The sequence below is a fragment of the Rhodanobacter humi genome (genome assembly GCF_041107455.1).
In the GTDB taxonomy this organism is placed as follows: domain Bacteria; phylum Pseudomonadota; class Gammaproteobacteria; order Xanthomonadales; family Rhodanobacteraceae; genus Rhodanobacter_A.
In genome coordinates, this window is record NZ_JBGBPY010000001.1 from 3578670 (window position 1) to 3592990 (window position 14321).

Here is a 14321-nt window from a genome sequence, read left to right on the forward strand (position 1 = left end):
CCGCGAACATGGGCATGCATCCACGGATCGTGATGACGCAAGCTTTTGCGGGGGCCTCGGGGGATGCGATACCCCATGCTAAAATCGCCGGGTTTGCCGCTTCCGTCCCCCACGAACCCGAGGAAGTCATGCCCCAGCTCGCCCAGCGTGTCGGCCGCGCCAAGCCCAGCGCGATCATGCTCATCGCCGCCAAGGCGAAGCAGCTCAAGGCCGCCGGCCGCGACATCATCAGCTTCTCCATCGGCGTGCCGAACTTCCTGCCCGGCGAACACGTGTACGCGGCGGCGCGCGAGGCGCTCAGCCACGACAGCGGCCAGTACGGCAGCAACCGTGGCGCCGAGCCGCTGCTGGACGCGTTCCTGAAGCACATCGAGGCGCTGGGTTTCACCGGTTACGGCCACGCCAACCTGTCGGTGGGCATCGGCGCCAAGCAGGTGCTTTACAACCTGGCCGAGGCGCTGCTGGACGAGGGCGACGAGATCGCCTTCGCCGCGCCGTACTGGACCACCTACCGCGACATCGCCGACATCGTGGGCGCGCAGGCCAACGTGCTGCATTGCGGCCCCGAGCAGCATTACAAGCTCACCCCGACGCAGCTCGACGCCGCACTGGCGCGCAAGCCGAAGGTGTTCCTGTTCAACAACCCGTCCAACCCGACGGGCATGGTCTACACGCGCGAGGAAATCGCCGCGCTGGCTGAGGTGCTGGCGAAGCATCCGGACACCTGGATCATCACCGACGACATCTACAACTCGATGGTGTTCGACGGCATCGGCTACCACAACTTCGTGTTCGCGAAGCCTGAACTGCGCGAGCGGCTGGTCTTCGTCGACTCGGTGTCCAAGACCTACGGCATGCCGGGCTGGCGCGTGGGCCTGCTGGCCGGGCCGGAGCCGGTGGCCAAGGCGGTCACCACGCTCAACTCCAACCACATCACCAGCGTGCCGGAAGTGATTACCGCGGCCGCGGTGGCCGCGTTCACCGGCCCGCAGGACATCCCGCAGGCCAAGTGCGCCGAATTCGCGGCGCGCCGCGACACCGTGGTTGCCGCGCTCAATGCGATCCCGGGCGTGATCTGCCCGCGGCCGCAGGGCGCGTTCTACGCGTTCCCCGACATTTCGGTGGCGTTCGGCAAGAGCCACCACGGCACGAAGATTTCCAGCGACGTGGAGTTCTGCGCCGCGCTGCTGGAAGCCAAGGGCGTGGCCTGCGTGCCGGGCTCGGCCTTCGGTGAGCCGCATGCCCTGCGGATTTCCTATACCTGCCCGGCCGCCCAGCTGGCGCCCGGACTCGCGCGCATTGCCGAGTTCTTTGCCGAGCTGACGTGAACACATCAACTGTAGGAGCGGCTTCAGCCGCGACAGGCAAGAAGCATCGCGGCTGAAGCCGCTCCTACTAAAAGCTGAGCATTCCACCAAGGAGTCAACCCCATGAAAGCCCCCGTTCGAGTTGCCGTTACCGGCGCCGCCGGCCAGATCGGCTACGCCCTGCTGTTCCGCATCGCCGCCGGCGACATGCTGGGCCCCGACCAGCCGGTGATCCTGCACCTGCTGGAAATCACGCCGGCGCTGCCCGCGCTGCAGGGCGTGGTGATGGAACTCAACGACTGCGCGTTCCCGACCCTGGCCGGCGTGGTCGCCACCGACGACGTCAACGTGGCCTTCAAGGACGTGGACTACGCGCTGCTGGTCGGTGCCCGCCCGCGCGGCCCGGGCATGGAGCGCAAGGACCTCTTGGAAGCGAACGGCGCGATCTTCGCCCCGCAGGGCAAGGCGCTGAACGACCACGCCAAGCGCGACGTGAAGGTGCTGGTGGTCGGCAACCCGGCCAACACCAATGCGCTGATCGCGCAGCAGAACGCGCCCAGCCTGGATCCGAAGTGCTTCACCGCGATGGTGCGCCTGGACCACAACCGCGCCAAGAGCCAGCTGGCCGAGAAGACCGGCAAGCACAACACCGACGTCCGCAAGATGACGATCTGGGGCAACCACAGCTCCACCCAGTACCCCGACCTGCACCACGCCACCGTGGACGGCAAGCCGGCGCTGAGCCTGGTCGACCAGGCGTGGTACGAGAGCGATTTCATCCCCACCGTGCAGCAGCGCGGCGCGGCCATCATCAAGGCGCGCGGCGCTTCCTCCGCCGCCTCGGCCGCCTCGGCCGCGATCGACCACATGCGCACCTGGGCGCAGGGCACCGCGGAAGGCGACTGGGTGTCGATGGGCATCCCGTCCGACGGCTCCTACGGCATCGCGCCGGGCGTGATCTTCGGCTACCCGGTGACGGTGAAGGACGGCAAGTACGCCATCGTGCAGGGCCTGGCGATCAACGCGTTCTCGCAGGCGCGCATCGATGCCACCCACAAGGAACTGCGCGAGGAACGCGCAGGCGTCGAGCATCTGTTCGCGAAGTAAACAGGCGCGGCGCGTTTGCTCGAAGGGGAAGGGCGGCCTGGCCGCCCTTCTTCGTTTCAGCGCAGGGATGGGCCGTGTTGCCGCCACGATGCCTGCGACCATCGTCGCGCTGCCCAAGCGGCGATACCGCGATTAGGCTTGAAACGGGTCGGCGCGGGAGGCGGGCATGGACTACGAATCGTTCTACCGGCAGTCGGTCGAGCAGCCGGAACTGTTCTGGGCCGAGCAGGCGCGGCGCATCCATTGGGAGACGCCACCGCGGCAGATCCTCGACCAGTCGAAGCCGCCGTTCCGCCGCTGGTTCGTGGGCGGCACCACCAACCTCTGTTACAACGCCGTGGACCGGCATCTCGCCGAACGCGCGGAGCAACTGGCGCTGGTGGCGGTGTCCAGCGAGACGGACAGCACGCGCGAGTTCACGTATCGCGAGTTGCATCGCGAGGTGAACACGTTCGCCGCGGTGCTGCAGTCGCTGGACGTGGGGCGCGGCGACCGCGTGGTGATCTACCTGCCGAACATCGCCGAGGCGGTGTTCGCGATGCTGGCGTGCGCGCGCATCGGCGCGATCCACTCGGTGGTGTTCGGCGGCTTCGCGGCGCACAACCTCGCGTTGCGCATCGACGATGCACAGCCGAAGCTCTTGATCTGCGCCGACGCGGGCATGCGTGCGGGCAAGGTGATTCCGTACAAACCGCTGGTGGACGCGGCGCTGAACGAGGCCTCGGCGCCGCCGCCGAAGGTGCTGGTGGTGGATCGCGGGCTCGATCCGCAGATGACCCGCATCAAGGATCGCGACGTGGACTACACCGAACTTCGCGCGAAGCATGACGGCGCCGCGGTGCCGGTGGCCTGGCTGGAGTCGAACGAGCCGAGCTACCTGCTCTACACCTCGGGCACCACCGGCAAGCCGAAGGGCGTGCAGCGCGACACTGGCGGCTACGCGGTGGCGATGGCGATGTCGATCCGCTGCATCTTCGATATCGCGCCGGGGCAGGTGATGTTCTCCACCTCCGACGTGGGCTGGGCGGTGGGGCATTCCTACAACGTCTACGGCCCGCTGATCGGCGGCGCCACCTCGCTGTTGTACGAAGGCCTGCCCACGCGGCCCGATCCGGGCGTGTGGTGGGGGCTGTGCGAGAAGTACGGCGTGCACAGCATGTTCTCCTCGCCCACCGCGATCCGCGTGCTGAAGAAGCAGGACGCGCGCTTCCTGCACGCGCACGACCTGTCGCAGCTGAAGTGGCTGTTCCTCGCCGGCGAGCCGCTGGACGAACCCACCTCGCATTGGATCAACACGGAACTGGGCGTGCCGGTGGTCGACAACTACTGGCAGACCGAAACCGGCTGGCCCGCGATCACGCTGATGCCAGGTCTGGACATGAAACCCGCCAAGCTCGGCTCGCCCGGCCTGCCGGCGCCCGGCTACAAGATGAAGGTGATCGACGAGAACACCGGCAAGGAAGTGCCCGCCGGCGAGAAGGGCGTGCTGGTGCTGGAACCGCCGCTGCCGCCGGGCTGCCTCAGCACGATCTGGCGCGACGACGACCGCTACGTGCACAGCTACTTCAGCCACTTCCGCGAACTGCTGTACAGCTCGCTGGACTGGGCGATTCGCGATGCGGACGGCTACACCTTCATCCTCGGCCGCACCGACGACGTGATCAACGTGGCCGGGCATCGCCTGGGCACACGCGAGATCGAGGAATCCGTGGCCGGCCACCCGGCGGTGGCCGAGGCGGCGGTGGTAGGCGTGCGCGACGAACTGAAAGGCCAGGTGCCGGTGGTGTTCGCCACGCTGAAACAGGACGCCGGCGCGGGCGCCGCCGAGGTGGCGCGCGGCATGCAGCAGTGCGTGGTGGACCAGCTCGGCAGCGTGGCGAAACCGGCGCGGGTGTATGTGGTGGGCGCGTTGCCCAAGACGCGCTCGGGCAAGCTGCTGCGCCGCTCGCTGCAGGCCCTGGCCGAGCAGCGCGATCCGGGCGATCTCTCCACGCTGGACGATCCGGCGGCGCTGGAGGAGATCCGCAAGGCGCTGGAACGCGGGCCGGATCAGGGAAGTTGACGGGCGTAAGGGGGACCCTTCGACTCTGGCCCTGCGGGCCTACGCTCAGGGCGAACGGTTGGTTGGGGATTTCCTCATCCCGTTCGCCCTGAGCGTAGCGCAGCGAAGTCGAAGGGCAGGGCGACACAGTGGGGATCGCCCTGCCGGCGGCTTGCTTCTGGTGCGAAAGACGAGGTGTCAGGCAGCGGCTGTTTCCGCCGCCGGCGCCGAGCTGCGGATCAGGTGATCGAACGCCCCCAGCGCGGCAGTGGAACCGGCGCCCATCGCGATCACGATCTGCTTGTACGGCACCGTGGTGGCGTCGCCGGCGGCGAACACGCCGGGCAGCGAAGTCTGGCCGCGGGCGTCGATCACGATCTCGCCGCGCGGGCTGAGTTCCAACGTGCCCTTCAGCCACTCGGTGTTCGGCAGCAGGCCGATCTGCACGAAGATGCCTTCGAGGGTCAGGCTGTGCATCACGCCGTCGTTGCGGTCCTTCCAGACCAGACCGGTGACTTTCTGGCCGTCGCCCAGTACCTCGGTGGTCTGTGCGCTGACGATCACCTCCACGTTGGGCAGGCTGCGCAGCTTGCGCTGCAGCACCTCGTCGGCGCGCAGTTGGTGGTCGAACTCGATCAGGGTGACATGGGCCACGAGGCCGGCCAGGTCGATCGCCGCCTCCGCGCCGGAGTTGCCGCCGCCGATCACCGCCACACGCTTGCCCTTGAACAGCGGGCCGTCGCAGTGCGGGCAGTAGGCCACGCCCTTGTTGCGGTAATCGTTCTCGCCGGGCACGCCCATCTGCCGCCAGCGCGCGCCGGTGGAGATCACCACGGACTTGGCCTTGAGGCTGGCGCCGTTCTCCAGCGCCACCTCGATCAGACCGCTGGCCGATTCCGCGGCGGGCACCAGCTGGGTGGCGCGCTGCAGGTTCATGATGTCCACGTCGTAGTTGCGAACGTGGTTTTCCAGCGCGGCGCCCAGCTTGGAGCCTTCGGTGTAGTCCACCGAGATGAAGTTTTCGATCGCCATGGTGTCCAGCACCTGGCCGCCAAAGCGCTCGGCGGCCACGCCGGTGCGAATGCCCTTGCGCGCGGCGTAGATCGCCGCCGCGGCGCCGGCCGGGCCACCGCCGACCACCAGCACGTCGAAGGCGTCCTTGGTCTTGATCGCCGCGGCGGCGCGTGCGGCGGCGCCGGTGTCGAGCTTGGCGACGATCTGTTCCAGGCTCATGCGGCCCTGGTCGAAGACCTCGCCGTTCAAGTACACCGTGGGCACCGACATGATCTGGCGGCGCTCCACTTCGTCCTGGTACAGCGCGCCGTCGATGGCGACGTGCCGGATGTTCGGGTTCAGTACGCTCATCAGGTTGAGCGCCTGCACCACGTCCGGGCAGTTCTGGCAGGACAGCGAGAAATACGTCTCGAAACGGAACTCGCCCTCCAGCGCCTGCACCTGCGCGATGGTTTCGGCCGCGGCCTTGGACGGATGTCCGCCCACCTGCAGCAGCGCCAGCACCAGCGAGGTGAACTCGTGGCCCAGCGGGATGCCGGCGAAGCGCACGCCGATGTCGGTGCCGGTGCGGTTGATCGCGAAGGAAGGCTTGCGCGTCTCGCTGTCGTCGCGGCGCAGGGAGATCTTGTCGCTCATTGCGGCGATCTCGTGCAGCAGTTCGTCCAGCTCGCGTGACTTCGCGCCGTCGTCCAGCGCGGCGACGAGTTCGATCGGCTGGGTGAGTTTTTCCAGGTAGCCCGCGAGCTGGGCCTTGATGGCTGCATCAAGCATGGTGACCACTCCGGTGGCGATGGGGAAAGGGAGAGAGGCTTGTGGCAGCGGCCGGCGCGTGGGGAGGGCGGCTGCGGAGGGGGAGCGAAGCCGGGCGCAGGCCGCTGGCACAAGCATCCTCGGGGGGAGCCCGGGCGCGGTGCGCCCGGGTCCGGTGTTGCGGGTGAAGCGGCGGATCAGATCTTGCCGACCAGGTCCAGCGAGGGCGCCAGGGTCTTCTCGCCTTCCTGCCACTTGGCCGGGCACACTTCGCCCGGGTGGCTGGCGACGTACTGCGCGGCCTTCACCTTGCGCAGCAGTTCCTTGGCGTCGCGGCCGATGCCGCCAGCGGTGATCTCGACGATCTGGATCTTGCCCTGCGGGTCGACCACGAAGCTGCCGCGGTCGGCCAGGCCGGCGTCCTCGATCAGCACCTCGAAGTTGCGGCTGATCGCATGGGTCGGGTCGCCGACCATGGTGTAGCCGATCTTCCTGATCGCGTCGGAAGTGTCGTGCCACGCCTTGTGCGAGAAATGCGTGTCGGTCGAGACGCTGTAGATCTCCACGCCCAGCTTCTGGAACTCGGCATAGTGGTCGGCCAGGTCTTCCAACTCGGTCGGGCAGACGAAGGTGAAGTCGGCCGGGTAGAAGAACACCACGGACCACTTGCCCTTGAGGTCGGCCTCGGTCACTTCGACGAACTGGCCAGCCTTGAACGCCTGGGCCTTGAACGGCTTCACTTCGGTATTGATCAAAGACACTTTGTAGTCTCCGTTGGTGGTGGAAGGGTGTATCGATGGGCTCAATTGTAGGGGTCGTAGACGATTAGTCCAATTGATAGTTGGCATGGACACGATTGTTGCGGGCTATGGCGCAGGTCGCGCGGCCCGGTGGGTTCGTGCTTGCGAGCGGGACTCAGGGCGCGGCGGCGAAGCGCTGGCGCAGCTGCTGGTCGACCACCGTGGCGGTGACGATGTCGCTGCCCACGTTCACCGTGGTGCGCGCCATGTCGAGGATGCGGTCCACGCCGATCACGATGCCGATGCCTTCCGGCGGTATGCCGAAGGTGGCGAGCAGGCCCGCGATCAGCGGCAGGGAACCGCCGGGGATGCCGGCCACCGCCACCGCGCTCAGCACCGCGAGCAGCATCAGGATGGCCTGATGCGCGAGACCGAGTTCCACGCCGAAGGCCTGCGCCACGAACAGCACCACGCAACCTTCGAACAGCGCGGTGCCGCTCATGTTCATGGTGGCGCCCAACGGCAGCACGAAGCCGGCCGTGCTGGGCGCCAGCTTCAGCTCGTCGTGCGCCACCGCGAGCGAGGCGGGCAGGCAGGCGTTGCTGGAACTGGTGGAGAACGCGGCGATCAGCAGCGAGCGGATCTGGCGGAAATATTCCCGCGGCGAGCGTCGGGCCAGGAAGCGGATCCACAGCGACATGGTGCCGAACAGATGCAGCGCCAGCGCCGCCATGCAACCCGCCACGAACACCGACAGCGCCAGCAGCACGTCCACGCCCACCTTGACGATCACGCTGTAGATCATCGCCGGCACCGCCAGCGGCGCCAGCTGCAGCGCGAAGCCCACGATCCGTGTCATCAGGTCGGTGACCGTGTCCAGTGCCAGCTGCACGCGCTTGCGCTGCTTCCCCGGCAGCTGGGTGGCGGCCGCGCCCACCAGGATCGCGAACAGGATCAGCGGCAGCACCTCGCCCAGCGCGTCGCGGCTGGAGCCCGCCACCGCGCCGACCAGGTTGCGCGGCATGAACATCTCCACCAGCGTGGCCAGGCTCATGCCGGGTTGGGTGGCTTCGCGGGAGATGGCCTGCTGCGCCTTGTTGCCGTATTCGGCCATCAGCTGGGTGCGCGCGGCGGCGTCCAGGTGGTGGCCGGGCTGCAAGGTGTTCATCAGCACGAGGCCGATCGCCACCGCGATCGCCATGTTGGCGAAGAACAGCGCGAACGTGCGTCCGGCCAGCGGGCCCAGCCGGTCGAGCCGGCCGAGCTGGGTCACGCCGGAGGCCAGCGAGGTGAATACCAGCGGGATCACCACGAAGAACAGCAGGCGCAGGAAGATCTGCCCGAACGGGTCGAATACCGCGCCGGAGATCTTCTGCATCAAGGCCAGGGTCGGCGGATGCAACTGGCCGATGCCGAGCGTGGCCACCGCGGCTGCCACGCCGATCACCAGGCCCCACAGGATGCGTTTTGCGAGTGTCGTCGTCGTGCTCATCCGTCCGACTGTACGGTGTGGTCGCGGCCACGTCACGCAGGATTTTTCGATGCCCCGCCAGCCCTTGTGATGGTGTACCCGGGGCGTCGAGCGGGGCTGCGACCAAGGTGCAGGCGTGGCTTCTTGCCGGGCTGGGCTAAAATGGGCGCTTTGACGGAGGCCACATGACACAGCCAGCCACTGCGGGCGCCCGTTTCCGCGCCGCGCTTGCCGCCGAATCCCCGTTGCAGGTGATCGGCGCGATCACCGCCTACGCCGGCCTGATGGCCAAACGGGTGGGTTACCGGGCGCTGTACCTGTCCGGCGGCGGCGTGGCCGCCAATTCGCTGGGCATGCCGGACCTGGGCATCTCGACGATGGAAGACGTGCTCACCGACGCACGCCGCATCGTCGACGCCACGGGCCTGCCGCTGCTGGTCGACATCGACACCGGTTGGGGCGGCGCGTTCAACATCGCGCGCACCATCCGCAACTTCGAGCGCATCGGCGTGGCCGCGGTGCACATCGAGGATCAGGTGGGCCAGAAGCGCTGCGGTCATCGCCCCGGCAAGGAAGTGGTGCCGAAGGAGGAGATGGTCGATCGCGTGAAGGCCGCGGTGGACGCGCGTACCGATCCCGGCTTCGTGATCATGGCGCGCACCGACGCGGCAGCGGTGGAGGGCCTCGACGCGGCGATCGAGCGTGCGGTGGCCTACGTCGAGGCCGGCGCCGACATGATCTTCCCCGAGGCGATGAAGACGCTGGACGACTACCGCAGGTTCAAGGCGGCGGTGCAGGTGCCGATCCTGGCCAACCTCACCGAGTTCGGTTCCACCCCGTTCTTCACCACCGACGAGCTGCGTTCGGCCGACGTGGACATCGCGTTGTACTGCTGCGGCGCCTACCGCGCCATGAACAAGGCGGCGCTGGGCTTCTACGAGACGGTGCGCCGCGAGGGCACGCAGAAGCACATCATCGATCGCCTGCAGACGCGCGAGGAGCTGTACGACTTCCTGGGCTACCACGCCTACGAGGACAAGCTCGACGCGCTGTTTTCCAACAAGAGCTGACACGCGGTCGCTGTAGGAGCGCACCCTGTGCGCGATGACGCTTTTCGCGAAGAGCTTTCGCGCACAGGGTGCGCTCCTACACGCTCCGTTTTCCGCCGTTTCGCAATCCCTGCACCCCAGGAGACACCCCATGAGCGAGCAAGTCCTTCCCAAGGCCAAGAAATCGGTCGCCCTGTCCGGCGTGGCCGCCGGCAACACCGCGCTGTGTACGGTGGGCCGCAGCGGCAACGACCTGCACTACCGCGGCTACGACATCCATGACCTGGCGGCGAAGGGCTGCTTCGAGGAAGTGGCGCATCTCCTGGTTTACGGCGTGTTGCCGAACTGGACCGAACTGCAGAATTACAAGGCCAGGCTGAAGCGCCTGCGCGGCCTGCCGGCGCCGGTGAAGAGCGCGCTGGAACTGCTGCCCGCCGCCACCCACCCGATGGACGTGCTGCGCACCGGCTGCTCGGTGCTGGGTACCGTGCTGCCGGAGAAGGACGACCACAACGTCACCGGCGCCCGCGACATCGCCGACCGCCTGATGGCCAGCTTCGGCTCGATGCTGCTGTACTGGTACCACTTCAGCCACAACGGCAAGCGCGTCGAGACCGCGACCGACGACGACTCCATCGCCGCGCACTTCCTGCACGTGCTGCACGGCAGGAAGCCCAGCGAGCTGCACGCGAACGCGCTGGACAAGTCGCTGGTGCTGTACGCCGAGCACGAGTTCAACGCCAGCACCTTCACCGCCCGTGTGATCGCCGGCACCGGTTCGGACATGTATTCGGCGCTCACCGGCGCGATCGGCGCGCTGCGCGGCCCCAAGCACGGCGGCGCGAACGAGGTGGCGATGGAGATCATCGCGCGCTACCGCAACGCGAACGACGCGGAAGCCGACATCCGCGCTCGCGTCGAGCGCAAGGAAATCATCATCGGCTTCGGCCATCCGGTGTACACGGTGTCCGATCCGCGCAACGAGATCATCAAGGAGATCTCGCGCAAGCTGTGCACGGACGGCGGCAACCCGACCCTGTTCGAGGTTTCCGAGCGGATCGAGAAGGTGATGGGTGAGGTCAAGAAGATGTTTCCCAACCTCGATTGGTTCTCCGCCAGCGCATATCACATGATGGGCGTGCCGACCGCGATGTTCACGCCGCTGTTCGTGATCGCGCGCACCTCCGGCTGGAGCGCGCACGTGATCGAGCAGCGCGAGGACGGCAAGATCATCCGCCCCAGCGCGAACTACACCGGCCCGGAAGACCGGGTCTACGTGCCGATCGACAAGCGCTGAAGCGTCGGCAGTCCGAAACAGGGAGGGAGCCGCGAGGCTCCCTTTTTCGTGGGTGTGATGAGCGTTCGCGCTGCCGGCGCCTGCGCTCGTTACAGGTGTTGCAGATCTGATACAGGCCTCGACATCACGAATCCCTGGGCTCCGGAGCCTTGTTCTGCAGCATCGGAGGAGATGAGGCGGCAATCCCGCCCGATGCAACCTGTAACGCGGCTGGAACAGTGCATGCAGCGGCCTGATGCCACGTTGCCGATGCAATGACCCCAACTGACTGATTTGCAGATGAATTATTCGCGCATGTCCGCTTGGCATTGCCCTTGCCAGTTCAGCTTGCTGCACACGCAAGACTAGGCGGGATAGCCCAAGTCAACCAGGGGATTCCCGAGCACAACCGCAATCCGGCACAAGCCGGGAAGTGGCGGCGGTGTCTGGCGCTGCAGGCAACCGGTTCCGGCATCAGCCGGAATTGACGATGCAAGTCCTGATCGGGCTTTTCCAAGGAGAACGAACCATGCGCAAGACACTCATCGCTACCGCTATCTGCCTGGGCCTGGGTTTCAGCATCTCGGCCATGGCCGACCACAACCATCAGACCAACGCCGGCGGCACCAACGCCCAGGACAGCTCGGCGGCGCTGCAGAACGTGGCCAACCAGAACAACTCCAACAACACCAGCAATTCGAACAACACCAGCAGTTCCAACAACACCACGACCACGCTCAACACCGTTGTGGCGAACAGCGTGCTCAATGGTTCGGTATCGGGCGTCGGCGTCTCCGGCATCGGCAACAGCGCGATGAACTCGGGCAACGCCAATGGCGGTCACGGCGGGCTCGGCTTGGGCGTGGGTGCCACCTCTGCCCCGGGCGGCAACGGCGGCGATGCGCACAGCCATAGCGGTGACGGCGGAGCGGGGCTGGGCCTGAGCGCCGCGGTAGGCGGCTCCAACTCGGCTGATGGCGGCAACAGCAACGGCAGCGCTGGCGACGGCACGAACGGCAGTCTGGCGGCGAACGGTGGTCACCATGGTTCGGGCAATGGTGGCAACGGTGGTAACAACTCGAGTTCGGCCGGTGGCGGCAACGGCTCATGGGCAGGCGGCGCAGGCGGCAGCGGCTCCGCCGACGCGAGCAGCGGCTCGGGCTCGGGCACGGGCGGCAACAGCGGCGATAGCGCCAGCATGGGCGGCGCGGGCGGCGCCGGTGGCACGGGCGGCTCGGGCATGGGCGCGGGCGGCATGGGCGGCGCTGGCGGGACGGCCGCGGCGGATGCCGGCAGTTTCGACATGTCCAACCAGATGACCGGTACGGCCGTGGGCGCAGCCGGCATCGCAGTGATCGCGCAGAACAGCGGCGCGGCGGCACTGGTGCAGCAGAGCGTGAATGTGCAGGCCAACCTCACGGTCGGCCACTGATGGAACCTCCCGCGGTGGGGCGCGAACGCCCCACCGCGGCTTTGCGGCGACTGCGTGCCACGAGGGAGCCGGAAGTGGGCAGCCATGCATGGGCAGCCGTGCGTGACACCCGACGGCGTCCTCCGCGACAGGCAGTCGCGGCGGGAGTACAGAATCATGCGAACGTTCCGATTCGGTTGCGGGTTCCTGCTGTTGCTTTGCGTCGCAAGTCTTGATGCGCTGGCGACGGACGCGCCGCGGTCTGCCGTGCCGGCGCCCCGGACGGGCGTCACGACAGCGGTCGTGGCGGCACCGGCGCAGTCCGCCTATGTCGACGGCCTGGGCGCCAGCGTCAGCGGTTCCACCCTGGCGCGGTCGCGCGGCGGCATCGAGACGACCACGGAGACCATGACGCTCAACGGCTCGGTGGACCACAACACCGATAACCATGTGGTGACCGGATCCAACCTGATCGACGGTGGCGCGTTCAGTGGTGCGGTCGGCTTGCCGACGGTGATCCAGAACACCGGCAACAACGTGCTGATCCAGACCGGCGTCATCGTCAACGTGCAGTTCAAGCCATGAGCAGGATGCTCCCGGCGCTTGCGATCGTGCTGGCGCTGGCCTGGCCCGGCGGCCTACTGGCCGGATCGGTGGAGATCAACGGCGGTACGGGCTCGACCTACACGCTGCATCTGACCACCTTCAAGGAAGCGAAATTCAGGAACACCGTCCGGCAGAAGTACGACTTCAGTTGCGGCTCCGCCGCCGTGGCCACCTTGCTGACCTACCAGTACGGCTATCCGGTCACCGAGCAGGCGGCATTCGCGCAGATGTACGCACACGGCGACCGCGTCAGGATCAACAAGGAAGGCTTCTCCCTGCTGGACATCAAGAGCTACCTGCAGACGCTCGGTTTCGAGGCCGACGGCTTCCGCCTGCCGCTGGACAAGCTCGCCCAGGAGCACCTGCCGGCGATCGTGCTGATCGTGGTGAATCGCTACCACCATTTCGTGGTCGTCAAGGGCCTGCTGGACGGTCGCGTGCTGGTGGGCGATCCCGCCTTGGGCACGCGCTCGATCCCGCGCGAACGGTTCGAAAAAATGTGGCAGGACAAGTTGCTGTTCGTGATTCACAACCGGCGCGATGAAGCGCACTTCAACCTGGTCAGCGACTGGCGCGCGGCGCCTCTTGCGCCGCTGGGCATGGGCATCGACCGACGCCTGATGGATTACACCACCATGCCGAAGTTCGGGCCCGGGCAGTACTGAGGTGATGGTGATGCAAAGCAAGAATCCAAAATCGAGAACGGGTCTGCGAGTCGTATTGCCCCTGTGCCTGCTCGGCAGCGCAGGCGTCGCCCATGCCATGCCTGGAAGCGAGGCAGGCAATGCCCCCCAGCCACAACCATCAGCGGCGCCGTCGGCGGATCAGGCACAGGCCGATATCGCCGGCCTCGGGCAGCCGGTCAGTGACGCCAACCTCGACCATGCGCGTGGCGGTTTCGATCTCGGCGGCGGCTTGGTGGCCTCGTTCGGCCTGCAGGAGGAGACCTACATCAACGGCCTCCTGGTGATGTCCACGAGCATCAATATCCCGGACATCAGCAAGATCACGCAGCAACAGGCCGCCGCTCTGGCATCGACGCTCGACGGCTTGAACCTCGTGCAGAACGGACCGGGCAACGGAGCCGTTCCCGGCAAGGCAGCCACCGCGCCTCATGCCGGTTCGATCGCCCAGTCATCCAGCCCTCCGGCGGCAGTGGCCGGATCGAACGCATCGAACGGCGCCGTCGTCGCGCATGTTCCGAATCAGCCGAGCACCATCACGCCCGCCATGGATGCGCCAGCGGAAGCGGTTGGCGTGCCCGCGCCCGGTGCCGGCGGCGTGGGTTCGGCAGCCACCCGGAACAACCCGGGCGTCTCAGCCGCGCTCACGCAGGGCGGGGGACTGGCACAAGTCATTCAGAACACCTTGAACAATCAATCCATCCAGACCCTGACCACGCTCAACGTCTCGGTGAACACGTTGCAGGCGCTGCGCCAGATGAATCTGCAGAGCACCTTGCAGTCGGCGCAAATGCTCTCGTTCGGGCATTGAGTGTCTTGCGAACGTCGCCTGCGCATGCCTGATGGTGCCGAAGTCTCCCAAGATC

Annotated in this window: 12 protein-coding genes; 9 read left to right on the forward strand and 3 right to left on the reverse strand. The window is 67.0% G+C overall.

Annotated features, from left to right (window positions below; translation table 11 throughout):
• Positions 1–128 precede the first annotated feature (128 nt).
• The 3 genes from AB7878_RS15840 to prpE all read left to right on the forward strand — a co-directional run bounded on the left by AB7878_RS15840 (position 129) and on the right by prpE (position 4476).
• Positions 129–1328 (forward strand): aminotransferase class I/II-fold pyridoxal phosphate-dependent enzyme, encoded by a 1200-nt coding sequence (locus AB7878_RS15840; protein ID WP_369495285.1) that lies wholly within the window; start codon positions 129–131, stop codon positions 1326–1328.
• Positions 1329–1430: 102 nt separating this feature from the next.
• Positions 1431–2414 carry a malate dehydrogenase gene (locus tag AB7878_RS15845; RefSeq protein WP_369495286.1) on the forward strand — a complete coding sequence of 328 codons (984 nt, stop codon included), beginning with the start codon at positions 1431–1433 and terminating at the stop codon, positions 2412–2414.
• Positions 2415–2580: 166 nt separating this feature from the next.
• Positions 2581–4476: a propionate--CoA ligase gene (gene prpE, locus AB7878_RS15850; RefSeq protein ID WP_369495287.1), complete on the forward strand. Its 1896-nt coding sequence runs from the start codon at positions 2581–2583 to the stop codon at positions 4474–4476.
• A 177-nt stretch (positions 4477–4653) separates the two neighbouring features.
• Here prpE and ahpF read toward each other — a convergent pair whose 3' ends face one another.
• The 3 genes from ahpF to AB7878_RS15865 all read right to left on the reverse strand — a co-directional run bounded on the left by ahpF (position 4654) and on the right by AB7878_RS15865 (position 8451).
• On the reverse strand, positions 4654–6240 hold the full coding sequence (gene ahpF, locus AB7878_RS15855) for an alkyl hydroperoxide reductase subunit F (protein ID WP_369495288.1): 1587 nt from the start codon (positions 6238–6240) through the stop codon (positions 4654–4656).
• A gap of 176 nt (positions 6241–6416) precedes the next feature.
• Complete coding sequence (ahpC, locus tag AB7878_RS15860; protein WP_369495289.1) at positions 6417–6980, reverse strand: alkyl hydroperoxide reductase subunit C; 564 nt, start codon at positions 6978–6980, stop codon at positions 6417–6419.
• 154 nt (positions 6981–7134) lie between these two features.
• Positions 7135–8451 (reverse strand): dicarboxylate/amino acid:cation symporter, encoded by a 1317-nt coding sequence (locus AB7878_RS15865; RefSeq protein WP_369495290.1) that lies wholly within the window; start codon positions 8449–8451, stop codon positions 7135–7137.
• Positions 8452–8615: 164 nt separating this feature from the next.
• Here AB7878_RS15865 and prpB point away from each other — a divergent pair, with 164 nt between their 5' ends.
• From prpB to AB7878_RS15895, 6 genes are all read left to right on the forward strand, one after another.
• Positions 8616–9500, forward strand: coding sequence for a methylisocitrate lyase (gene prpB, locus AB7878_RS15870; protein WP_369495291.1), 885 nt, complete (start codon positions 8616–8618; stop codon positions 9498–9500).
• 130 nt (positions 9501–9630) lie between these two features.
• Positions 9631–10776 (forward strand): bifunctional 2-methylcitrate synthase/citrate synthase, encoded by a 1146-nt coding sequence (prpC, locus tag AB7878_RS15875; RefSeq protein ID WP_369495292.1) that lies wholly within the window; start codon positions 9631–9633, stop codon positions 10774–10776.
• Between the two features lie 469 nt (positions 10777–11245).
• Positions 11246–12187, forward strand: a complete 942-nt coding sequence (locus AB7878_RS15880; protein ID WP_217316680.1) for a hypothetical protein — start codon at positions 11246–11248, stop codon at positions 12185–12187.
• A gap of 282 nt (positions 12188–12469) precedes the next feature.
• On the forward strand, positions 12470–12751 hold the full coding sequence (locus tag AB7878_RS15885; RefSeq protein WP_369495293.1) for a hypothetical protein: 282 nt from the start codon (positions 12470–12472) through the stop codon (positions 12749–12751).
• Positions 12748–13437, forward strand: a complete 690-nt coding sequence (locus tag AB7878_RS15890; protein ID WP_369495294.1) for a C39 family peptidase — start codon at positions 12748–12750, stop codon at positions 13435–13437. The genes AB7878_RS15885 and AB7878_RS15890 overlap by 4 nt, the downstream gene beginning before the upstream one ends.
• A 10-nt stretch (positions 13438–13447) precedes the next feature.
• The gene (locus AB7878_RS15895) at positions 13448–14266 is read left to right on the forward strand and encodes a hypothetical protein (RefSeq protein WP_369495295.1); all 819 of its coding nucleotides are present in this window, start codon (positions 13448–13450) and stop codon (positions 14264–14266) included.
• Positions 14267–14321: the final 55 nt, after the last annotated feature.